Annotated in this window: 18 protein-coding genes, 3 tRNA genes and 3 rRNA genes; 7 read left to right on the forward strand and 17 right to left on the reverse strand. The window is 42.7% G+C overall.

What is annotated here, in order from left to right; translation table 11 throughout:
• Genes PQ461_RS12815 through PQ461_RS12840 form a run of 6 tightly spaced genes read right to left on the reverse strand, consistent with a single transcriptional unit; the run spans window position 1 to window position 5,667 of the window.
• Window positions 1-732: a (Fe-S)-binding protein gene (locus PQ461_RS12815; protein ID WP_274205922.1), complete on the reverse strand. Its 732-nt coding sequence runs from the start codon at window positions 730-732 to the stop codon at window positions 1-3.
• An 11-nt stretch (window positions 733-743) separates the two neighbouring features.
• Entirely contained in the window at window positions 744-1,526 is a 783-nt protein-coding gene (locus PQ461_RS12820; protein ID WP_274205923.1) for an SDR family oxidoreductase, read from the reverse strand.
• Window positions 1,526-2,374, reverse strand: coding sequence for an amidohydrolase family protein (locus PQ461_RS12825; protein ID WP_274205924.1), 849 nt, complete (start codon window positions 2,372-2,374; stop codon window positions 1,526-1,528). Before PQ461_RS12825 ends, PQ461_RS12820 begins: the two co-directional genes overlap by 1 nt.
• Window positions 2,361-3,218 carry a fumarylacetoacetate hydrolase family protein gene (locus PQ461_RS12830; RefSeq protein WP_274205925.1) on the reverse strand — a complete coding sequence of 286 codons (858 nt, stop codon included), beginning with the start codon at window positions 3,216-3,218 and terminating at the stop codon, window positions 2,361-2,363. Before PQ461_RS12830 ends, PQ461_RS12825 begins: the two co-directional genes overlap by 14 nt.
• Before the next feature lie 6 nt (window positions 3,219-3,224).
• On the reverse strand, window positions 3,225-3,989 hold the full coding sequence (locus PQ461_RS12835; RefSeq protein ID WP_274205926.1) for an SDR family NAD(P)-dependent oxidoreductase: 765 nt from the start codon (window positions 3,987-3,989) through the stop codon (window positions 3,225-3,227).
• 10 nt (window positions 3,990-3,999) lie between these two features.
• Window positions 4,000-5,667: a UxaA family hydrolase gene (locus tag PQ461_RS12840; RefSeq protein WP_274205927.1), complete on the reverse strand. Its 1,668-nt coding sequence runs from the start codon at window positions 5,665-5,667 to the stop codon at window positions 4,000-4,002.
• Between the two features lie 327 nt (window positions 5,668-5,994).
• On the opposite strand from PQ461_RS12840, the gene PQ461_RS12845 reads away from it, so the two are divergent.
• Entirely contained in the window at window positions 5,995-6,882 is an 888-nt protein-coding gene (locus PQ461_RS12845) for an AraC family transcriptional regulator (RefSeq protein ID WP_274205928.1), read from the forward strand.
• Window positions 6,883-7,016: 134 nt separating this feature from the next.
• On the opposite strand, the gene rrf is transcribed toward PQ461_RS12845, so the two are convergent.
• The 5 genes from rrf to PQ461_RS12870 all read right to left on the reverse strand — a co-directional run bounded on the left by rrf (window position 7,017) and on the right by PQ461_RS12870 (window position 12,534).
• Window positions 7,017-7,128: ribosomal RNA gene (rrf, locus tag PQ461_RS12850) — 5S ribosomal RNA — on the reverse strand.
• A gap of 185 nt (window positions 7,129-7,313) precedes the next feature.
• A 23S ribosomal RNA gene (locus PQ461_RS12855) occupies window positions 7,314-10,190 on the reverse strand.
• Window positions 10,191-10,444: 254 nt separating this feature from the next.
• Window positions 10,445-10,518, reverse strand: a tRNA-Ala gene (locus tag PQ461_RS12860).
• A gap of 88 nt (window positions 10,519-10,606) precedes the next feature.
• A tRNA-Ile gene (locus PQ461_RS12865) sits at window positions 10,607-10,681 on the reverse strand.
• A gap of 332 nt (window positions 10,682-11,013) precedes the next feature.
• A 16S ribosomal RNA gene (locus tag PQ461_RS12870) occupies window positions 11,014-12,534 on the reverse strand.
• The 16S, 23S and 5S rRNA genes sit together here with 2 tRNA genes alongside, the layout of an rRNA operon.
• 1,066 nt (window positions 12,535-13,600) lie before the next feature.
• Between PQ461_RS12870 and PQ461_RS12875 the strand changes: the two genes are divergently transcribed.
• Window positions 13,601-13,981 carry a DUF5071 domain-containing protein gene (locus PQ461_RS12875; protein WP_274205929.1) on the forward strand — a complete coding sequence of 127 codons (381 nt, stop codon included), beginning with the start codon at window positions 13,601-13,603 and terminating at the stop codon, window positions 13,979-13,981.
• Window positions 13,982-14,027: 46 nt separating this feature from the next.
• Here PQ461_RS12875 and PQ461_RS12880 read toward each other — a convergent pair.
• Window positions 14,028-14,101 (reverse strand) — tRNA-His (locus PQ461_RS12880).
• Between the two features lie 107 nt (window positions 14,102-14,208).
• Between PQ461_RS12880 and rnhA the strand changes: the two genes are divergently transcribed.
• Both rnhA and PQ461_RS12890 read left to right on the forward strand, forming a co-directional pair.
• Window positions 14,209-14,679, forward strand: coding sequence for a ribonuclease HI (gene rnhA / locus PQ461_RS12885; RefSeq protein ID WP_274205930.1), 471 nt, complete (start codon window positions 14,209-14,211; stop codon window positions 14,677-14,679).
• Window positions 14,680-14,705: 26 nt separating this feature from the next.
• Window positions 14,706-15,200, forward strand: a complete 495-nt coding sequence (locus PQ461_RS12890; RefSeq protein WP_274205931.1) for a metallophosphoesterase family protein — start codon at window positions 14,706-14,708, stop codon at window positions 15,198-15,200.
• Here PQ461_RS12890 and PQ461_RS12895 read toward each other — a convergent pair.
• The 3 genes from PQ461_RS12895 to purL form a co-directional block, all read right to left on the reverse strand.
• Entirely contained in the window at window positions 15,197-15,901 is a 705-nt protein-coding gene (locus PQ461_RS12895) for a tRNA1(Val) (adenine(37)-N6)-methyltransferase (RefSeq protein ID WP_274205932.1), read from the reverse strand. The two genes, PQ461_RS12890 and PQ461_RS12895, sit on opposite strands and share 4 nt — an antisense overlap.
• A 124-nt stretch (window positions 15,902-16,025) precedes the next feature.
• On the reverse strand, window positions 16,026-16,415 hold the full coding sequence (gloA2, locus tag PQ461_RS12900) for an SMU1112c/YaeR family gloxylase I-like metalloprotein (protein ID WP_274205933.1): 390 nt from the start codon (window positions 16,413-16,415) through the stop codon (window positions 16,026-16,028).
• Window positions 16,415-18,640 (reverse strand): phosphoribosylformylglycinamidine synthase subunit PurL, encoded by a 2,226-nt coding sequence (purL, locus tag PQ461_RS12905; RefSeq protein WP_274205934.1) that lies wholly within the window; start codon window positions 18,638-18,640, stop codon window positions 16,415-16,417. Before purL ends, gloA2 begins: the two co-directional genes overlap by 1 nt.
• Window positions 18,641-18,850: 210 nt before the next feature.
• Here purL and PQ461_RS12910 point away from each other — a divergent pair, with 210 nt between their 5' ends.
• From PQ461_RS12910 to PQ461_RS12920, 3 genes are all read left to right on the forward strand, one after another.
• Entirely contained in the window at window positions 18,851-19,759 is a 909-nt protein-coding gene (locus tag PQ461_RS12910; protein WP_274205935.1) for an ABC transporter ATP-binding protein, read from the forward strand.
• A 3-nt stretch (window positions 19,760-19,762) separates the two neighbouring features.
• Window positions 19,763-21,007, forward strand: coding sequence for an ABC transporter permease (locus PQ461_RS12915; protein ID WP_274205936.1), 1,245 nt, complete (start codon window positions 19,763-19,765; stop codon window positions 21,005-21,007).
• A gap of 148 nt (window positions 21,008-21,155) precedes the next feature.
• Entirely contained in the window at window positions 21,156-22,085 is a 930-nt protein-coding gene (locus tag PQ461_RS12920) for a Ppx/GppA phosphatase family protein (RefSeq protein WP_274205937.1), read from the forward strand.
• Between the two features lie 380 nt (window positions 22,086-22,465).
• Here PQ461_RS12920 and PQ461_RS12925 read toward each other — a convergent pair whose 3' ends face one another.
• Together PQ461_RS12925 and PQ461_RS12930 are read right to left on the reverse strand one after the other, a co-directional pair.
• On the reverse strand, window positions 22,466-23,047 hold the full coding sequence (locus PQ461_RS12925; protein WP_274205938.1) for an LOG family protein: 582 nt from the start codon (window positions 23,045-23,047) through the stop codon (window positions 22,466-22,468).
• An 88-nt stretch (window positions 23,048-23,135) separates the two neighbouring features.
• Complete coding sequence (locus tag PQ461_RS12930) at window positions 23,136-23,699, reverse strand: arylesterase (protein ID WP_274205939.1); 564 nt, start codon at window positions 23,697-23,699, stop codon at window positions 23,136-23,138.
• Window positions 23,700-23,763: the final 64 nt, after the last annotated feature.

Consider the following 23,763-nt stretch of genomic DNA (forward strand, 5'->3'; position numbering starts at 1 on the left):
TCACTCCGCGTTTAAAATTTCTGCAATGTGGATCACTTTTACCGGGCTTTGCTGGCGATTAAGTATGCCTTCCATGTGCATCAGGCATGACATATCCACGCCTGTAATATATTCAGCGCCGTGTTTAACATGATCAGCCACACGGTCTTTTCCCATTTTTACAGATACAGCTTCTTCGGTTACGCAAAACGTACCCCCAAAGCCGCAGCATTCGTCTATCCGGTTTAATTCGATCAGTTCAATGTCCTGAACCATATTCAACAAAGAGCCGGGTTTAGAAAATTGCGGAGCAACCAATTCGCTCATTTGCGAAAGCTTTAATCCCCGTTGCCCGTGGCAGCTTTGATGCATCCCAACCTTATGAGGAAATCTGGCTTTTAGCTGCTTTACTTGCAAAATATCGGTCAGAAAAGACGTCAGCTCATAAACCTTTGATCTTATTTCCTGAGCAGCAGTTTCATCCTTATCATGCAGGTGCTCTCTTACATGCAGTACACAACTGCCTGATGGCGCTACGATATAGTCAAAGCCGGAAAAGTTTTTGACGAATAACTCGTTGCATCCATTGGTAAGATGTTCAAAACCTGAATTAGCCATAGGCTGCCCGCAGCAAGTCTGGTTAAGCGGGTATTCCACTTCTACTCCAAGCTTTCTGAGCAGTTGTAATGTTGCAATTGCAGCATTGGGATAAAACTGATCTACATAACAAGGAACAAACAAGCCGACTCTCATATCGCTAACCGCTATTTTAATGAACGGTCCAAATGAACATAACCGCCATCTACATATACAATTTGACCAGTGGTATGACTTGATACCGGGGATAAAAGAAATGCTACATTATTAGCAATCTCTTCGCTGGTGGTCATTCTTTTGCCTAAAGGAATATTTTCGATGATAGATTTAAGCCGCTCCTGCCCTTCAGGCAATGAGTTGATCCATCGCTCATATAAAGGTGTCCAGCATTCGGCAACCACTACTGCGTTTACCCTGATGTTATAAGGTAAGAGTTCGGTAGCCCACTCGCGGGTAAGCGCATTACGCCCACCATTCGCAGCTGCATAAGCCGAAGTGCCACCCTGACCAACATCGGCAACTTTTGAAGTAATGTTAACAATTGGCCCCTGTGTTTTTTTCAGTTCAGGCAATGCATAGTGTGCCGCCAGATAATAATGCACCAGGTTTTTATGCAGTGACGACATAAATTTTTCGTAGCTACCATTTTCAAGCCCTACGCCATCATTTTCGCCTGCATTATTTACAAGTCCATCAATACGGCCATGGCGCTCGATAACTGTTGCGATTGCATTTTTACACTGTTCAGGATCGGTTAGCTCTGCCTGTATATGATCAACCTTGCCACCCAATGCTTTAATTTCATCGGCAGTGATCAGATTTTCTTTTTCTGTCCTGCTTACAATTACCGGTATGGCACCTTCTTTAGCAAGGGCTAATGAAATGCCTTTGCCAATACCGCGTGCACCGCCTGTTACAATTATTATTTTATCCTGTAGTAAAAGATCCATTATGCTTTGTGTAAAGTATTTGATAAACCGTAAAAATTAATTGCGTTTTCGCTCCAGAACAAAGTTTGTTCGGCAGTTGTAAACCGGGTAAGATACTCTTCCAGCAATTTCACAAACTGATTGTAGCCACCCGCCACCATACATACCGGCCAGTCTGAGCCAAACATGATACGCGAAGGGCCAAAGGCTTTAAAAACGACATCCAGATAAGCTGTAAAATCTGATGGTTGCCAGTTGTACCAGTCTGCCTCTGTAAGCAGCCCGGATATTTTGCAATAAACGTTTTGACACGCTGCAAGCCTGGTAATTTCATCTGCCCATGGTTGCAGGTGTTTATCCTTGATCAACGGCTTAGCCATGTGATCAATCACAAAGCGTTGGTTAGGATAAAGCGATACCAGTTCTTCGGCAGCCTTTAAATGCTGAGGTTTAATCAGTAGGTCATAGGTATAACCGTACTTATTTAATTTTGAGATACCTTTCTTAAACTTATCTTCGAGCATAAATTCAGCAGGTTCTGCCTGTAAGATATGCCTGAAACCTTTTAGCTTTTTATATTGCTTAAAATAAGCAAGCCTTTCTTCTAAGTTATCAGCCTTTAGGTCAACCCATCCTACCACACCTGCAATAAAAGGATTTCTTTCTGCAAGCTCAAGCAGGAACATGGTTTCCATTTCAGTCTGATCTGCCTGCACCGCTATGCAGCCCGCCACATCATTATATTGTAAAACGGGTGCAATATCTCCGGACAAGAAATCCTTTTGTATTACAGACATATCATCTGTAATCCATGCATCTTTTACCGGGTTATACAGCCAGAAGTGCTGATGTGTATCAATTCTTAGCATAAGCTACAGCTTGCTGTTTTGCGGTACCTAAACCATCAATGCCCAATTCCATCACATCACCCGGCTTTAGATAAACAGGCGGTTTCATACCTAAACCTACCCCTGCAGGTGTTCCTGTTGAAATAACATCACCCGGTAGCAAGGTCATAAACTGGCTAACGTAAGCAATCAAGAATGGCACGTTAAAAATCAGGTTCGATGTACTGCCGTCCTGTACGGTTTCGCCATTCAGTTTTAACCATAAACGCAGGTTATGCACATCCGAAACTTCGTCAGGTGTTACCAGCCACGGGCCAATAGGTGCAAATGTATCGCAGCCTTTACCTTTATCCCAGGTACCGTTTCTTTCCATCTGAAATTCACGTTCCGAAACGTCATTATGCAGGCAGTAACCGGCTACATAATCAAGGGCTTCACTTTCTTCTACATAAGATGCTTTTTTACCGATCACGATAGCCAACTCAACTTCCCAATCAGATTTAACTGAATTTTTAGGGATGATCACATTATCGAAAGGGCCGGTAAGGGCTGTAGTAGATTTGAAGAAGATAACAGGCTCTGGCGGCATTGGCGCTCCGGTTTCTTCTGCATGGTCTTTATAGTTAAGGCCTATACATACAATTTTAGATGGCCTTGCTACCGGGCTACCGATGCGCTCGCTATCCGCGATCTTTTGTAACTGAACCTTATTTTCATCAAGATATTTTTTCAGTCTGTTAAGGCCGTCGTTCTCAAAAAACTGTTCGTTATAATCTTCGCCAAAAGCAGAAGTATCATAATTAACACCATCTATATTAACACCGGTTTTTTCTTTACCCGGCTCACCGTATCTTATCAGTTTCATATTAGTTTAGTTGTTCAGTTTTATAAATCCGCCATCAATAGGGTAATCGTTTCCTGTGATGAATGATGCTTCATCAGAGCATAAGTAAAGGGCTAAATGAGCCACCTCTTCCGGTGTACCCATACGGCCAATTGGCTGGCTTTTTGAGAGTTTTTCGAATATCTCCGCTTCTTTTCCGGGATAGTTCTTTGCAATAAACCCATCCACAAATGGAGTATGCACGCGCGCTGGCGAAATGGTATTGCAACGGATGTTATCAGCCATGTAATCTCTTGCAACAGACAAACTCATGGAATAAATAGCGCCCTTGCTCATTGAATAAGCAAACCTGTCAGTAATACCAACCGACGAAGCTATAGATGCAAGATTAAGGATAACACCACCATCATTTGCTTTCATAAAAGGGACAACAGCATGCAACATGTTGTAAGCACCTCTAACGTTTACATTAAAAACTCTGTCAAAATCAGCTTCAGAAGTATTTTCAACATTACCCACATGGGCAATACCTGCATTGTTAACTAAAATATTCACTTGACCTATTTTTTCAATCAGGTCTGCTATCTGCTGCTGATTGCTTACATCTGCCTGGTATGCATAAGCAGCAAAGCCAGATTTCCTTGATTGCGCGGCAGTTTCCTCAGCAGCATCTATGTTTAATTCAATGATATGTACAATAGCTCCCTGTTTTGCAAAAAGCGTGGCAATGGCCTTGCCTATACCGCTTCCGCCGCCTGTAATAATAGCCGATTTATTTTTTAAGCTAAACATTTATTCAGATTTATAGTGATACGCCTCTCTTCCACGGAATAAAATCATCCTGTCCCAGTTTGACCGACTTAGGAATGGCCTTTCCGCTTGCTACTTCTATAACATAATTCAATATTCTTTCAGCAACCTGAGCTATGGTCTCTTCACCTTCTATTATGGTACCGCAGTTAATATCAATGATATCTGGCATGCGTTTATAAAGTGCTGTATTAGTAGATAATTTGATTACCGGCGCAACAGGATTACCTGTTGGTGTACCAAGGCCGGTTGTAAATAACACCACGTTAGCACCCGAACCAACTTCGGCAGTTGTGCTTTCTACGTCGCTACCTGGGGTACACAATAAATTCAGTCCCGGTTTAGTTACTTTTTCAGGATAATCCAGCACTGCCGCAACAGGTGAAGAACCGCCTTTTTTTGCAGCACCAGCTGATTTGATAGCGTCTGTAATTAAACCGTCGCGAATATTACCCGGCGATGGATTGGCATAAAAACCTGATCCATCTGCTTCTGCACGTGCATTGTAAGTGCGCATCAGGCTCATAAAACGTTGTGCCGTTTGCTCGTCCACACAACGGTCGCTTAACTCCTGCTCTACTCCACATAATTCCGGAAATTCTGCAAGAATTACGCTTCCGCCTAAAGAAACTAAGATATCCGATAGATATCCTAAAGCTGGATTAGCAGAAATTCCTGAAAAACCATCCGAACCGCCACACTCCAGGCCAACACATAATTTAGATATTGGCGCAGGTTGCCTGTGGTTTTCATTAGCTTTGATCAACCCTGCGAAAGTCTGTTTTAAAGCTTCATGCATTAGTTTTTGCTCTGTTCCCAGCTTTTGCTGCTCCAACATTACTAATGGCTTGCTAAAATCCGGATCGCGTTTTTGAATTTCCTCCTGTAATATAGCCGCTTGTGCATGCTGGCAACCTAAACTTAAAACAGTGGCGCCGGCAACATTTGGATGCGTGATATAGCCAGCTAATAATCCGCAAAGTGCATCTGAATCGGTACGAGTACCGCCACAGCCCATATCATGATTGATAAATTTTATACCATCAATATTGGGGAACAACTTATTGGAAATGCTTTGCTCCGGTGTTGTCAAAAGATCAGCGGACAATATTTCCTGCACATCTTTGCCAGATTGGTACATGCTAATCAAACTCTCCACTTCATTTTCGTACCCCCTTGGCTTGGCAAAACCTAACTTGGCTGATAATGCGTCTTTCAGTACGTTAATATTCCGGTTTTCACAGAATACCAGCGGTATTACCAACCAATAATTTGCAGTTCCTACACTGCCATCGGCACGGTGATAGCCCATAAATGTACGGTCCTGATACTTATCCGCTTCACCAGGTACAGCCCATGATATTTTACGCTCACTTAATTGAAAATCAGCAGCAGCATGCCTGATATTTTCTGTTGTAATTGCTGCCCCCTGCGCTATATATTCACATGCTTTACCTACAAGAATGCCATACATGTATACTTCGGCATCCTTCTCTATAGCATTGATGGTAAATTTATGCTTAGCAGCAACATCCGTGTTAAGCATAAAGGATTGATTATCAAAATTAATCTGCGTACCCTGCTTTAAATCAGTTAAAGCAACAAGCACGTTATCTTTTGGATGTATTTGTAAAAAGATGTGTTTCTCTGTATCAGACATTATTTATAATCTCATTTTTTAGAATAAAAATTAACGTGTATCCGTACTGTATGATTTCATACGACTATTCTTGCTGCATTATTAGCCCCGTACTAACAACTGCTTAATTTAACAAGGAACAATTACGAATATTAGTTTATATAACTGGTTTGAGCTTGTATCAAAAATAGCTTCATGTTTAATAGAGCAGAATAGAAAAAACCTTTTTTTTAATGGATTATTCTACTGTAATAAGTTTTTTATAGATATTTAATGCCTGTTAGTATAACACTTACTAACCTAAAAAATCTTAAGGACATTAGTAACAAAGCACCCTTGTATTAACCTATGAGTAATAAAAGAAGAGACGGCTTTGAGGGCGAGAAACTGATTTATTTGCCTCCAAAAATTTGGAAGAATGTTCTAAAAAGACATCCGAACATATTCCAGATATACGTTACACAGATCGGTTACTTTCCTAAAGCGAGCTATCATTACAGAGAGCGGCGTAAAGGGTGTAAAGACAACATTTTCATTTACTGTTTGCAAGGGAAAGGACACTATGTACTTGAAAATAAAAAATATACAGTTACGGCAAATCAGTTTATAGTTTTGCCTGCCACAGATAAATACATGCGTTATTGGGCCGATGCCGAGGATCCATGGACAATTTATTGGATACATTATACTGGTGATCAAATAGATGTGTTTAACCAGTTTTTAAATGTAAAATCGCATAAAGGGCCTATTGCTATACCTTTCAATGCTAAGGCGATAGGTATATGGGACAATATGTACGAAAGCCTTGAGATGGGTTATAGCCTGGAGAACCTATCGAACGCCAGTTTTTGTTTATATAACTTTTTAGCAACCTTCTTATTCCCGGAAAGGCACTTAAAAACTGTACAAAGCACTGATGTGATAAATAATTCGGTGCTTTATATGAAAGCCAATCTAGACAAGAAGCTTACAGTTGAACAAATAGCTGAACACAACACGCTTTCTACTTCCCATTTTTCTGCAATATTCAAAAAGGCGACAGGAATGCCGCCCATGGATTATTTTATTAACATTAAAATGCAGAGCGCTTGTCAATTATTATATAGTAAAGATGCCAGAATAAAAACAGTAGCCGCAAAGCTGGGATACAGTGATGCTTTCTACTTTTCACGGGTATTTAAAAAATACATGGGCATATCTCCCGAGCATTACAAACTGACTATTGATAAGCACTGATATCTACCTTGAAAATTCAAGCAGCTAACATTTCCCCAGTGCTTAAACGCAAAAAAGCCCTGTTCTTTAGGAACAAGGCTTTAAGTTTTGCTGCCCGATTAGGGGCATTGAGTGCCCGAAAGGGCTTTAAAAAAGGTTGGCGCCGACCTACTCTTCCACGTTTTACCGCAGTACCATCGGCTCTGGCGGGCTTAACTTCTCTGTTCGGAATGGGAAGAGGTGGACACCGCCGATATAGGCACCTGAATATTTTTAGTTATTAGTCATTGGTCATTAGTGCATTCGTCATTGACTGACTTACGGACTTTGCTGACTTTTCTGACTCATTAACTTGACATATTATTGAAAGAAGTAGTTGAAGCTGAGAGAACAACAGCTTATTTGTTGTTTTGATGGTGGTGTGACCGGAAAGGTCACACCACTTATCTGTTGCGAAGAAAGCTTCGGGCGATTAGTATTACTCGGCTATGATGTCACCACCTTTACACCTGTAACCTATCAACGTGGTAGTCTACCACAACCCTATAAGGAAGTCTCATCTCGTGGCTAGTTTCGCACTTAGATGCTTTCAGCGCTTATCTATTCCCAACGTAGCTACTCTGCAGTACAGCTGGCGCCATAACAGATTCACCAGAGGTTAGTCCAACCCGGTCCTCTCGTACTAAGGTCAGCCCCACTCAAACTTCCAACGCCCACAACAGATAGGGACCGAACTGTCTCGCGACGTTCTGAACCCAGCTCGCGTGCCACTTTAATCGGCGAACAGCCGAACCCTTGGGACCTTCTCCAGCCCCAGGATGTGACGAGCCGACATCGAGGTGCCAAACCTCCCCGTCGATATGAGCTCTTGGGGGAGATCAGCCTGTTATCCCCAGCGTACCTTTTATCCTTTGAGCGATGGCCCTTCCATGCAGAACCACCGGATCACTATATCCGTCTTTCGACCCAGCTCGGCTTGTCTGCCTCACTGTCAAGCAAGCTTTTGCTATTGCACTCCGCGTACGGTTACCAAGCGTACTGAGCTTACCTTTGAAAGCCTCCGTTACCTTTTTGGAGGCGACCACCCCAGTCAAACTACCCGCCAAACAATGTCCCCCGCTTTGCAGGGTTAGACACCAAATACAGAAAGGGTGGTATTTCAACGTTGACTAACTGACTCCTAGCGAAGCCAGATCACAGTCTCCCACCTATCCTACACATCCTGTATCCGATATCAATGTTAAGTTGTAGTGAAGGTGCATGGGGTCTTTCCGTCCCGTTGCGGGTAACCGGCGTCTTCACCGATACCACAATTTCACCGAGCTCATGGCTGAGACAGCGCCCAGATCGTTACACCATTCGTGCAGGTCGGAACTTACCCGACAAGGAATTTCGCTACCTTAGGACCGTTATAGTTACGGCCGCCGTTTACCGGGGCTTCGATTCAATGCTTCGCCTTGCGACTAACATCCCCTCTTAACCTTCCGGCACCGGGCAGGTGTCAGGCCTTATACGTCATCTTTCGATTTTGCAAAGCCATGTGTTTTTGTTAAACAGTCGCCTGGGCCTTTTCACTGCGGCTGCATTTCTGCAGCGCCCCTTCTCCCGAAGTTACAGGGCCATTTTGCCGAGTTCCTTAGCCATGATTCACTCGAGCACCTTAGGATCCTCTCCTCGACTACCTGTGTCGGTTTACGGTACGGGTTTTTATGACCTGAAGCTTAGCAGGTTTTCTTGGAAGTCTGATTACCATCACTATCCACTCCCCCGAAGGTTTGCGGTACTATCAGCTTTCAGCAGAACTCACGTACTTTACTATGTGTCCTATACCTACGGCCTTTAACGTTCTATTCCGTCAGAACGCGGATGTGTCACTACTCCGTCACTGCATCGCAGTCATAAAAAGTACTGGAATATTAACCAGTTGTCCATCGGAATCTCCACCCGGATTATCCTTAGGCCCCGACTAACCCTGATCCGATTAGCGTTGATCAGGAAACCTTAGTCTTTCGGTGGGCGGGTTTCTCTCCCGCCTTATCGTTACTTATGCCTACATTTGCTTTTCTATAACCTCCACAGCAGCTTACGCTACTGCTTCGCCGGCGATAGAATGCTCCCCTACCAGTGTATTATTCATACAATCCATAGCTTCGGTATACCATTTAATGCCCGTTTATTATCCATGCCCGGCCGCTCGACTAGTGAGCTGTTACGCACTCTTTAAATGAATGGCTGCTTCCAAGCCAACATCCTAGCTGTCTGTGCAGCCGGACCTCGTTAGTTCAACTTAATGGTAATTTGGGGACCTTAGCTGATGGTCTGGGTTCTTTCCCTCTCGGCCCTGGACCTTAGCACCCAGAGCCTCACTGCAGCGTATATTATCAAGCATTCGGAGTTTATCTGGATTTGGTAGGATTTGACTCCCCCGCACCCAATTAGTAGCTCTACCTCTTAATAACTTTACCGCCACGCTGTTCCTAAAAACATTTCGGGGAGTACGAGCTATTTCCCAGTTTGATTAGCCTTTCACCCCTACCCACAACTCATCCGGAAGCTTTTCAACGCTTATCGGTTCGGTCCTCCAGTACGTGTTACCGCACCTTCAACCTGGTCATGGGTAGATCACAAGGTTTCGCGTCTACCTCCTCTGACTGCACGCCCTATTCAGACTCGCTTTCGCTTCGGCTTCGTGCCTTAAACACTTAACCTTGCCAGAGAAGAGTAACTCGTAGGCTCATTATGCAAAAGGCACGCCGTCATCCGTTGCCAGACTCCGACCGCTTGTAAGCACACAGTTTCAGGTTCTATTTCACTCCCCTGTTCGGGGTTCTTTTCACCTTTCCTTCACAGTACTAGTTCACTATCGGTCTCTCAGTAGTATTTAGCCTTACCGGATGGTGCCGGCAGATTCCCACAAGGCGTCTCCGACCTCGCAGTACTCAGGATCCCACTAAGTCAATATTACTTACGCTTACGCAGCTCTCATGCTCTTTGGCGGGGTTTCCCACCCCCTTCAGCTTCATTTTATTGTACTATGTCGTGGTCCTACAACCCCAGGTATGCCGTAACATAACTGGTTTGGGCTCCTTCCCTTTCGCTCGCCACTACTCAGGAAATCACTATTGTTTTCTCTTCCTCCGCTTACTTAGATGTTTCAGTTCAGCGGGTTAGCGCATTTGCGATCATTCTTCAAATGATCAGGTTTCCCCATTCGGAAATCTCCGGATTAAGTCTTATTTGCAAATCCCCGGAGCTTATCGCAGCTTATCACGTCCTTCTTCGCCTCTGAGAGCCAAGGCATCCCCTGTGTGCCCTTTCTTACTTTCTTCTACGCATACCGCTTTTGCTCGGTATGGTATGTCTTTATTTGATTCTTGTTATCTGTTGTCTGTTTCCTGTTAACGGTATTGCTACCCAACTGTCAACTCGCAACTCGTAACTGTCCTCTACTGTTGTTTTCTCAGTTTATTCAATTACTTCTTCCAATATGTCAAAGAACTTTTTTAAGCTTATGTGCTGAAAGTCTAAAGCTTAAAGCTTTTAAGGGCTTTGTGCTTTTCGCTTTCTGCTTTCCGCTTAAGCGTGGAGAATAACGGATTCGAACCGTTGACCCCCTGCGTGCAAGGCAGGTGCTCTAGCCAGCTGAGCTAATTCCCCAGTTATGATGTCTGTTGCCGGTTGCCGGTTATCTGTTGCCAGTACTTTTTACTTTCAACTTTTAACTCTTTACCTTTAACTCACCCTGTAGTCTCGAGCAGATTTGAACTGCTGACCCCTACATTATCAGTGTAGTGCTCTAACCAAACTGAGCTACGAGACTTTCTTTTGCAGTTCCGAGTTGTGAGTTCCGAGTTCCGAGTCAGCTTCGCTGTGCTAACTGCTAACTCTTCTTTCTATCGCTCCAAACGCTTTGCTGCCGATCTTGTCTTGTGCCTTACTTTTTCAGTTAGTTCACATTCCCTGATGGCTTCATCTTCTGGGTTTCTCTTTTCAGAGTAGCAAGTACCAAGTATATCGTAGCAAGATCTTCTCTTGTTTCCTATCTCTTGTTTCTTGTCTCTGTCTTTTCTCTTTTATAATAAATAAGATAACATGTAACGAGGCTTTTCCTAATTCCTGTCGTTTGACTGATAGTTTGGGATACTGCTCCAGAAAGGAGGTATTCCAGCCACACCTTCCGGTACGGCTACCTTGTTACGACTTAGCCCCAGTTACCGATTTTACCCTAGGACGCTCCTTGCGGTTACGCACTTCAGGTACTCCCAGCTTCCATGGCTTGACGGGCGGTGTGTACAAGGCCCGGGAACGTATTCACCGCGTCATTGCTGATACGCGATTACTAGCGAATCCAACTTCACGGGGTCGAGTTGCAGACCCCGATCCGAACTGTGAACAGCTTTTTGAGATTGGCTTCCTGTTGCCAGGTCGCTGCCCTCTGTACTGCCCATTGTAGCACGTGTGTAGCCCCGGACGTAAGGGCCATGATGACTTGACGTCGTCCCCTCCTTCCTCTCTACTTGCGTAGGCAGTCTGTTTAGAGTCCCCACCTTAAATGCTGGCAACTAAACATAGGGGTTGCGCTCGTTGCGGGACTTAACCCAACACCTCACGGCACGAGCTGACGACAGCCATGCAGCACCTAGTTTCGTGTCCCGAAGGACTGATACGTCTCTGTATCATTCACTAACTTTCAAGCCCGGGTAAGGTTCCTCGCGTATCATCGAATTAAACCACATGCTCCTCCGCTTGTGCGGGCCCCCGTCAATTCCTTTGAGTTTCACCCTTGCGGGCGTACTCCCCAGGTGGAATACTTAACGCTTTCGCTTAGACGCTGACCGTATATCGCCAACATCGAGTATTCATCGTTTAGGGCGTGGACTACCAGGGTATCTAATCCTGTTTGATCCCCACGCTTTCGTGCCTCAGCGTCAATCGCACTTTAGTAAGCTGCCTTCGCAATCGGTGTTCTGTGACATATCTATGCATTTCACCGCTACTTGTCACATTCCGCCTACCTCAGCTGCATTCAAGCTCATCAGTATCAAAGGCACTCCGATAGTTAAGCTACCGCCTTTCACCTCTGACTTAACAAGCCGCCTACGCACCCTTTAAACCCAATAAATCCGGATAACGCTTGGATCCTCCGTATTACCGCGGCTGCTGGCACGGAGTTAGCCGATCCTTATTCTTACCGTACATTCAGCTTCTCACACGTGAAAAGGTTTATTCCGGTACAAAAGCAGTTTACAACCCGTAGGGCCGTCTTCCTGCACGCGGCATGGCTGGTTCAGACTTCCGTCCATTGACCAATATTCCTTACTGCTGCCTCCCGTAGGAGTCTGGTCCGTGTCTCAGTACCAGTGTGGGGGGCCATCCTCTCAGATCCCCTAGACATCATGGCCATGGTGAGCCGTTACCTCACCATCTAGCTAATGTCCCGCATGCCCATCTTTATCCTATAAATATTTGATCATTGAACGATGCCGTTCTGTGATTTTATGCGGTGTTAATCTCTCTTTCGAGAGGCTATCCCCCTGATAAAGGTAGGTTACATACGTGTTACGCACCCGTGCGCCACTCTCATGAAGAGCAAGCTCCTCAATCCCGTCCGACTTGCATGTATTAGGCCTGCCGCTAGCGTTCATCCTGAGCCAGGATCAAACTCTCCATTGTAAAATGTTTTGTTTGTATCCAGACCCTATTACTCAAAATAGAAATCTGTATTTGAAGGCGAAAGTTTTTGAGCTTAAAGCTTAAAGGTAATCCTTTCTGCTTTTCGCTTTTGTCTTTCAACCTTATTGTATCTTTATACAGTATCCCTATCAGTTTAGATTTAATTAAATTAAATTGACTTTCTTTTAGGTTGATAACTTGGTTACAAGTTACCCGCTTCGCTACATGTTATTATCTTATTTAAAGAACTTTGCGCCGCCGCTCACGCTTAGGCTTCTTATGTTGGGCTTCGAGCTGCCAGTTTTCAGTGGCCGGTTATCTGTTGTCCGTATGAACTTTCAACTCGTAACTTTCCGCTTTCAACTAACCGCTTTCTGCTTACTTTCTCTTTTCATTTCCGATCCGGAGTCGCTCCGTTTCGTTTGGGACTGCAAAGGTAGAAGTCTTTTTCTTTTCTCCAAAATTTATTTGAACTTTTTTTTTCAAACTTTCTTCTGGTTACTCCCAGCTTCAGCTTCCTCCAAAATCAGCCTTAACTTATTCGTTTCCGCCTTTTTTCGCTTTCTCCGCCGTAGCTTCCTTCCCGCTTTTCAATACATTCCCGCTCCCGTTCGGAGCGGCTGCAAAGGTGATCATTTTTTTCTATTCTCACAAGTACCTACAAAAGTTTTTTTTTGCTTTTGTGAGAAGCACTTTTCCCGTCTCTTCTCTATTCTTTCACCTTCGTCTTTTCAAGTAACAACCCTCATTGCTGAGGGGATACAAATGTACCAACTTTTACCCGCCCTGCAACCTTTTTCTTTACTTTTTTAAAACATTTACTTAATACGCTGGTTTCAAAGGGTTAAGCTTGCCGAAAGCAAACATTAACGCTCATATATTTCCAAAATAAAACTCAATTAATAGTTTCTAACCATTATCAAATGTCCGTTATCGCCTTAATTTCTTTAAAATCCCATATAATATGAGATAAACAAATTCAGATATTAAGCAGTATCCTTTTTCAAAAAACTATTATAATATAGAATTAAATTAGAAGCTGATTACATATTATCATATAGCAAGCATGGACATTAAAGATCTAATCCCAAAACATAAACATTACCATGAAGTAATCAGTGAGCTTAAAGAACTTTCATTCGAACAGATTAAGCCAATTTTACCCCAGTTGTTAGAATGGCTTCAAGATATGAATTGGCCAATTGGCAGGTCCATTGCGGATGTCTTAAAGCCATTTGCAAACAGAATGACTTCTGAAATAATTAAAGTTCTGAGATCAAACGATTCAATGTGGGAACTTTGGGTATTAATTAATTTGGTGAGAAATACAACCGATCCTCTTTTGTTGGCAGAAATCGAACGGATTGCAAAATTTCCATCAAAAGTTGAAATTGAAGACGAGGTAAACCTGGAAGCAATTGCAATTTTAAATGGAGATTATAAATAGTTTATATAGTCATAAAAAAAGCCTCTCATTTTCATGAGAGGCTTTGGGTAAATGATGGGGCTCGAACCCACGACCCCTAGAACCACAATCTAGTGCTCTAACCAACTGAGCTACATCTACCGTTTGGGATTGCAAAAATACAAATCTTGATTAGCTATGCAAGTCCTTTTTTCAAAAAAATTATCATAGCGCATTGCAATCGCATTTTCCTATACTTGCAGCTGTATATGATAGAGATTTTTACAGACGGTGCATCAAGCGGAAATCCTGGCCCAGGTGGCTATGGCGTAGTTTTACGATCGGGAAACCATTATAAAGAGCTATCCGCCGGATACCGAAAAACCACCAATAACCGCATGGAGTTAATGGCTGTTATTAAAGGGCTTGAGGCGTTGAAAAGCCCTAACCAGGAAGTTGTAATATGCTCGGACTCGAAATATGTGATAGATGCCATTGAAAAGCGCTGGGTACATAGCTGGCTACAGAAGGGCTTTAAAGACAAAAAAAACAAGGACCTGTGGATGCGTTATTTAGAACTCAGCAAATTGCACCGCATCAGGTTTGTATGGGTACGCGGGCATAACGGTCACCCGGAAAATGAACGCTGCGACCAGTTAGCTGTTGCAGCTTCTAAACAAAAAGACCTGCTTATTGATTCTGTTTTCGAAGCGGAAATGAATCGCGTTAATCTATTATAAGAACTAAACCACTATATAATTATTAAATGACCCGCATAGGCCTGATATCAGACACACATAACTACCTTGATGATGCCGTTTTTAAGCATTTTGAGAATTGTGATGAGATATGGCACGCGGGCGACTTTGGCACTATTGAACTTGCTGATCGGCTTGCTGCCTTTAAACCGCTTAAAGGTGTCTACGGAAATATCGACGGAAAGGACGTACGTATTACTTACCCGGAACATTTACGTTTTAAATGCGAAGACGTGGATGTGTGGATGACCCATATTGGTGGTTATCCCGACAGGTACAGCTCTTTTGTTAAACCTGAAATCTACAACAATCCCCCACAACTATTCATTTGCGGACACTCGCATATACTTAAAGTAATATTTGATAAGAAGATCAATTGCCTGCACTTAAATCCGGGTGCTGCCGGAAAACAAGGCTGGCATAAGGTACGCACGTTAATGAAATTTGATATTAACGGCAGCAAAATTGAAAACCTAAAAGTGATTGAATTGAACGGACGCTAAAAGATGGTAAAGAAGTTCTTCAGTGTTTGTGCGTATTGTGCTGTATACTTCCCTTGTTCCTGGTAGATTGTAAATTCTGATTTTACTACTTCAACTGGCTTCGATCCAAATGCGATTAAATACCTATGCGGTTCCGAATGTGGGTACGATTTAATTGAAATGATTAAACGCTGATATAAACCATATTTATCAGCACACCTTTGAACAATGTCTGATGTATTAACTGGCGCTATAATCCAGAATAAGCCTTTTTCTGTTAAATGACCAGACGTATATTTTAAAAGATCAGCAAAGAAATTCTCGTCCGCATGTTTGGCAACATTGATTTGCTGATTTGGTGATTTGAGCGATTGCGTATAGAAAGGCGGATTAGAAACTATTAAATCATACTTCTTTTCCGGATGCTCTTTAAAAAACTGCTCAAAGCTTTGTTCATAGCAGCTTAAACGACTGGCAAAATCAGAATTATTGAAATTTTGTATAGCAGTATGTGCGGCTGAGTGGTCTATTTCAACGGCATCTATTTGTGCTAAAGCAAAACGCTGTGCCAGCATCATGGCTACAACGCCGGTACCCGTTCCAATATCAAGGATACTTCTTGGCTCTTCATTATTTGCCAGTGCCCCCAGCAATACGCCATCTGTATTAATCTTCATAGCGCAACCCGACTGGTCGACTGCAAATTGTTTAAATTGGAACATGGCTGATTATGTTGCATCGTCATGCTGAACTTGTTTCAGCATCCCAAAGATATTTTTTATTGACTTGGCTTAGCGCGTGAGATGCAGAAACAAGTTCGGCATGACCAAATTAAATACCTTCCTATTATACCTCGTAAAACTCAATTGGCAAACCGTCGGGGTCAGCTAAAAAAGTAAAACGCTTACCTGTAAACTCGTCTGTACGGATTGGTTCAGTTGTTACTCCGTACTTATTTACTTCGGCAACAGCTTTCTGAATATCCTCAACCTCGAATGCCAGGTGGCGCAGGCCTGCAGCCTCTGGACGGGATGGCCTTGCCGGCGGGTTGGGAAAAGAAAAAAGCTCGATCTGGTACAGTCCATTGACTTCCAGATCAAGCTTGTATGAATCTCTTGCTTCGCGGTAAACCTCTTGCAGAATGCTTAAACCAAGTATTTCGGTATAAAACTGTTTAGATTTTTGATAATCTGTACAAATAATAGCAATGTGGTGTACCCGGTTTAGTTTCAGCATTATTCGCCAAGGGTTAAATGCAAAACGTTATCGTAAACTAATTTAATGTCGGTGATATTGCCGTAAAGCTCTTCGTCAACAAACAAATTGCCATGATCGGCTACGGTACCTAACAGACTGAACGGAACTTCTGATGTTGCCATCATTTCTACAAAACGTTCCTGATCTGCCGGAGCAACGCTTACTACTACCCTTCCCTGCGCTTCACCAAATAAGAAAGCATCTTTACGAATGGTTTCGTCAGTGTCGATATGAACACCTAAACCATTTGGCATAGCCGATTCTAATAACGCAATGTACAAACCGCCATCGGCAACATCATGTGCCGACTGGATTACTTTTGCCTGTATCAGTTGTTTAACCACCTGATGCATGGCATATTCTTTCTCCAGATCGAAATATGGTGCCGGTGATTCTTTGATTTTATGGTATGATGCCAGGTATTGTGATGAAGCAATATCATTTACAGACTCGCCGATCAGGTAGATCAGGTCGTCAGGCTGTTTAAAGTCTGCCGTCATCATATTATCGATGTTATCCAGTACACCTAACATACCAATAGTTGGTGTCGGGAAAACCGGGCCCTCATCTGATGACTGGTTGTAGAAACTTACGTTACCACCTGTTACCGGAGTTTCAAATTTAGTACACGCTTCGCCCATACCTTTAATAGCACTTACAAACTGCCAGTATACTTCAGGAATGTAAGGGTTACCAAAGTTTAAGCAATTGGTAATTGCAACAGGCTCGCCGCCTGCGCAGGTAATGTTACGTGCTGCCTCTGCTACTGCAATAGATGTACCTTTTTGAGGGTCGGCATTTACATAACGCGAGTTACAGTCGGTAGTTAAAGCAATTGCCTTATCAGTACCTTTAACCGCAACAACAGCTGCATCACAAGGGCGGTTGGTAGTCATAGTAGCTGTACCCACCATTGAATCGTACTGATTAGTTACCCACCTTTTTGATGCAATGTTTGGATGCGCTACCAAATGCTCAGCAACCTCTACCAGGTTTTCAGGCTCTGGTACATCATTAATATTAAATTTCTGGTATTCCTGGTAATAAGCAGGCTCGCGGTATTCGCGCTCGTAAACCGGGGCACCGCCGCCTAACACTAAATCATCAGCTGGCACATCGGCAACCAGTTCACCATTCATATAGTATTCCAGGCGTTTAGTGTCAGTAACCTCGCCAATGACAGCGCAGTTCAAATCCCACTTATCAAATACAGCCTGTACTAAAGCTTCTTTGCCTTTTTCAACTACAATCAGCATACGCTCTTGTGATTCTGAAAGCAGGATTTCGAAAGGCTTCATATTTTCCTGGCGGGTTGGTACTTTATCCAGCCAGATTTTCATACCGTGCTCGCCTTTGGCCGACATTTCTGAGTTTGAGCAGATAATACCTGCCGCTCCCATATCCTGCATACCAATAACAGCACCGGTTTTAATAACTTCTAAAGTAGCTTCCAGCAACAGTTTCTCCTGGAACGGATCGCCCACCTGTACAGCCGGCAAATCGTTCACAGAATCTTCTGTAATATCTTTTGATGCAAATGCCGCACCGTGGATACCATCTTTACCAGTTGCAGAACCCACGATGTAAACCGGGTTACCTACACCATAAGATGTGGCCGAAACTGTTTCGCCAGCCTTAACAATACCGGCCGACATAGCGTTAACCAGCGGATTTACATTAAAGCTTTCATCAAAATAAAGTTCGCCGCCTACGGTTGGGATACCAAAGGCATTGCCATAATGGCTGATACCTTTAACTACACCTTTAACCAGCCATTTGGTACGGTCAAGGTTAAGATCGCCAAAACGCAATGAATTAAGCTGCGCTATAGGGCGTGCGCCCATTGTGAAAATATCACGGTTGATACCACCCACGCCGGTTGCTGCACCTTGATAAGGTTCCAGCGCTGACGGGTGATTATGTGATTCAATCTTAAATGCACAACCAATGCCATCGCCAAGATCAACTAAACCGGCATTTTCTTCACCTGCTTTGGCCAGCATGCGTGAGCCGTCGCGTGGTAAAGTTTTTAACCATTTGATAGAGTTTTTGTAAGAGCAGTGTTCGCTCCACATTACTGAGAATATCGATAGTTCAGTGAAATTAGGCGTACGGCCCAAAATCTCTTTTATACGGTCAAACTCTGCGGGTAATAAGCCTAAATCTTTGGCGGTTTCAACGGTAGTTAATTCCTGTTGCTCCAATGTAGTATTTGTTTGATGAAAGGATGTGCAAAATTAACAAAATGAGCCGAACGGGCGGAATGAATTTGACATTTTGTTAAAGGCTTCATATTCGTACCTTTTGAGTTGATCAAAAGCATAGTATCTACTTGAAATTACTGGCGAAAATATTAACTATGTAACATATTATAAAACCTTGTATCTAAACCGCATAATTTTAAAACCTTCACCATGCTCAGCATTCGTAACATTGTAAAACAATACGCCGGACACACGGCATTGAATGATGTAAGCTTAGAAGTGGAAAGCGGCAAAGTGTTCGGACTTTTGGGTCCTAACGGCGCCGGTAAAACTTCGCTTATACGCATCATTAACCAAATTACTGCCCCTGACTCGGGCGAGATACTTTTCAATGGTGAAAAGCTCAACCAATCACATATTGAGCGTATCGGCTACTTGCCAGAAGAGCGCGGCCTTTATAAGAAAATGGAGATTGGCGAGCAGATCATTTACCTGGCACGCCTGAAAGGCCTCAGCCGCGACGAAGCGCGCAAACGAATCAAGTACTGGTTTGAAAAATTAGGGATTGAAAGCTGGTGGGATAAAAAAGTGGAAGAACTTTCAAAAGGAATGCAGCAAAAAGCACAGTTTGTAGCTACTGTATTGCACGAACCGGATCTGCTTATCCTTGACGAACCATTTAGCGGTTTTGACCCGGTAAATGCGGAGGTAATAAAAGATGAGATTTTAGAACTAAACCGTAAAGGTGCTACGATATTGTTCTCCACCCATCGTATGGAATCGGTAGAGGAACTGTGCGACTCCATAGCGCTGATCAATAAATCGCGCAAGATACTCGACGGCAAGGTAAAGGCCATCCGCAAATCATATCGTAATGATACTTACCTTTTAGAGTATACCGGTGAACGATTGAATTTCAATGGTTCAGAACCTTTTGATTTGCTTGCAGAAGTAAACGAGGAAGAAGGCGCATACACTATAAAAGTTAAGCTGAAACCGGCAAGCAATTCCAACGATATTTTAAACCATTTTATAACACGTGCACGCGTTAACATGCTACAGGAAGTGATACCTTCTATGCACGAGATCTTCATTGAAAAAGTAAACCTAATAGCCTAAGCCATGAATAAAGTTTTACTCATTATACAACGCGAATACCTGACCCGTGTACGTAAGAAATCATTTGTTGTGATGATATTTGTGGTACCACTGCTCATATTAGCAATGGGCTTTGCCATCAAATACATTGCAAAAAGCAGTGGAGAAATTACAGAGCTGCAAACTGTAAACGTGATTGATGAAAGCAACATGTTTAAAGGAAACTTTCACAACGCGAAAAACATCCGCTTTGAAACCTCTACCCAATCGCTTGCGCAAGCTAAGTCCAACTCAAAGAATAAAGAAAATAATTTCACGCTTTACATTGCAGCCAACTACAATAGCCCAAATGGTGTACAGGTTTTCTCTAAAAAGAAACCACCCTTCCCGCTTACCAGCCAGATAGAAAAGCAGATGAACGATATTGCTGTTGCCAACAGCTTTAAAGCGCAGCATATTGATACCGCACTGATCAACAACATACGCCATACCAATATCTCTGTAAACGCCGTGGAGATTACCGAGAAGGGAGATAAAAACACCAACATGACGGCGAATATCAGTATTGCTATTGCCTGCGCAATATTGATATATATGTCGATATTTATTTACGGTGCACAGGTTATGCGCGGCGTTATTGAAGAAAAAACCAACCGCATTATAGAGGTGATCATCTCATCCGTAAAACCATTTCAACTGATGCTGGGTAAAATCATCGGCGTGGGTTTGGTAGGACTTACTCAATTTGGCGCATGGATCATATTATCTGTAATTGCCACTAAAATTGCCGGGCAATCTACCCAGGAAGGCATGATGAGCTTTATCAGCGTATTACAAAACATCCCTTTTGGGTTCATTTTAGGCTGTTTCATTTTTTATTTTATATCCGGCTATTTACTTTACAGCGCTATGTTTGCGGCAGTTGGTTCGGCTGTAGATAGTGAAACGGAGACACAACAATTCATGTTTCCTATTACCATGCCTTTATTATTCACCTACATCCTATCGGTATCGGTATTGTTCCAGGCACCTAACAGCCCATTGGCGGTATGGTTATCCATTATTCCGTTTACCGCACCGGTAGCTATGATGGTACGCCTGCCTTTTGATCCGCCGATGTGGCAGGTTGGCTTATCAATGGCATTAATGGTAGTCGGATTTTTATTTACCACTTATGTTGCGGCACGTATTTACCGGGTCGGCGTTTTAATGTATGGCAAAAAAGCCAGCTTTAAAGAGCTTAGCAAATGGTTCTTTTATAAGGAGTAATACTCCTATCGATTATTATACACACCCCTGTTAAAGTAAGTGCTTTAACAGGGGTGTGTTGTTTGATATAATCTTAATTCTCTGTTAGTTTTTCATACATTTAAAACAATTTATCTGTTCCTGCCTTGTTGGTGGAAGAATGAAGCCTATGCGTAAACGAGTAGCCGTAATGGATCTCGGCACAAACACTTTTCACCTGTTAATTATTGAAGGAAGCTCTTATGCCGATCTTAAAGAACTGCGGCATGATCATATTGCTGTTAAACTTGGCGAGGGCGGTATAAACAAAGGCTTTATACAACCCGAAGCTTTTGAACGCGGGCTTGACACTATGCGCGGCTTTCAGCAGTATATCGAATACTTTGAAGTAAGCGAGGTAAAGGCTATCGCTACTTCAGCTTTGAGAAGTGCCTCAAACGGAAAGGACTTTATCGACAAAGTAAAAGCGGAAACAGGTATTGTAATTGAAACTATAAACGGTGATACCGAGGCTGGATACATTTATTATGGTGTAAAAGCATCGGGAATGCTGAATAAGCAATACAGTGTTATTGTTGATATTGGCGGTGGCAGTGTTGAGTTTATTATCTGTAACGATGAACGCATTTTCTGGAAGCAGAGCTTTGAAATTGGCGCTGCAAGATTAATGGATCTATATCATAAAATAGACCCTATACCAACTGAACAGATCAACAATTTACATGATTACCTTGACGAAAAACTTCAGCCGTTTTTTGAAGCTGCAAAGAAATACCCGATCAATAATATCATCGGGTCTTCGGGTGCCTTTGAAACCTTTGCCGAGCTTGCAGAACGTAATGCGGGACGGGAGTTTAACCTGAAACAAACCAAGACCTACACTTTTGAAGAGGGTCAATTAGTAAATCTAACCAATGATCTGATCCGATCAAATCACGAAGATCGTAAAGCAAACCCCTACATTATTCCGGTAAGGGTTGATATGATTGTGGTTGCTTCGATATTTACCCGTTACCTGATGGATAAACTCAAAGTTGATAATGTATGCATGTCTGCCTACTCTTTAAAAGAGGGCGTACTGGCGGAGATTTTATCCTAAAATCAGAAACAATAATATTGTCATTCCGAACAAAGTGAGGAATCTATTTAAGCATATCTAAAAGATCCTTCGTTATCACTCAGAACGAAAAAGTCTTGAATACTGTCATTCTATGTATGTGAGGAATCTATAAGTTAGGTTAAGCAAATCTTAGAAGATCTCTCGCCAAGCTCGAGATGACAGTATGGTATCCAAATCAATTTGTCATTCCGAACGTATGTGAGGAATCTATAAGTTAGGTTAAGCAAATCTTAGAAGATCTCTCGCCAAGCTCGAGGTGACAGTATGGTATCCAAATCAATTTGTCATTCCGAACAAAGTGAGGAATCTATTTAAGCATATCTAAAAAGATTCTTCGTTATCACTCAGATGACAAACTATTAAGTAAGACTATTTTTAAACCAAACCTCATCAGGTTCGGCTTTGAAATCAGCCATTAGGTTGACTAACTCAATAGGATCTGCCGAGGTGATTACCAGTTTTCGGTTTGCCGGTTTCAAAAACTTTTGTTCTACCATCACATCCATTTGCTTCAGCAGAAAATCGTAAAAGCCATTGACGTTTAAAACGCCTATGGGCTTTTTATGTAAACCCAGTTGCAGCCATGTCAGCACTTCAAAAAATTCCTCGAGTGTACCAAAGCCACCAGGAAGCATCACAAATCCATCACATATTTCGCTCATACGTTGTTTACGCTGATGCATATTTTCAACAACAATAAGTTCGGAAATACCTTTATGCCCAACTTCTTTATCCATTAAAAACTGCGGGATCACGCCTATCACTTCACCATTACGTTGCAGCATAGCATCGGCAATAAGGCCCATCACTCCTACTTTACCGCCACCATACACAAGGTTCATGTTCCGGTTAACCATTACTTGTGCCAACTGGTCAATAGCATCTTTAAGTATAGGGTCGCCATTATAATTGGCACCGCAAAACACACAGATAGATTTCATTTGCTTGTATGTATTTGGTATTTATTGATGATGTAAACCTAAGCATTCCCGGCAATTTAAGATCTGCGATTACATCATTTTCTTGTTATCAAATCAGCTTGCTGATAACCGGCCATACTTTATCAGCAATAATTTTATACCCTTCTGCAGAGGGGTGCAAGCCGTCCCTTAAATTTAAGTGAGCTATACCAGCCACACCTTCCAAAAAGAAAGGCACAAACGCCATCTGATTACTGTCGGCCAGTTTACGATAGATTGACCTGAACTCCTTTGCAAAAGCACCCGGAATAAATACAGGAAGCTCCATTCCCATCAAGGCAAGTTTTATCTGAGGATACTTTGCCTTTACCTGATCTATGATCTTTTGAAGATTGGTGAGTGTTGTTGCAGGTGGTACTCCGCGAATGATATCATTGATGCCCAATTCAAGAATAAAGACATCAACAGGTCTGTTTAGCCAGTAGCCTAACCTGTTTAATCCGCCGGCAGAAGTATCACCGCTGACACCGGCATTCAGCACCTTATAATTAAGGCCTGCAACATTAACCTTTTGCTGAATTAAAGCCGGAAACGATTGGTTTTCTGCATCGGCCAGGCCATAACCGGCAGTAAGGCTATCGCCGAAGAAGAGGATATTTTTGATTTCGTTCATTTGTTCAGTTGCTTATTAAAAAGCAATAGTTCATCAGCAAATCAAATACCAATGAACTATTGAA

It is taken from the genome of Mucilaginibacter sp. KACC 22063, assembly GCF_028736115.1.
In the GTDB taxonomy this organism is placed as follows: domain Bacteria; phylum Bacteroidota; class Bacteroidia; order Sphingobacteriales; family Sphingobacteriaceae; genus Mucilaginibacter.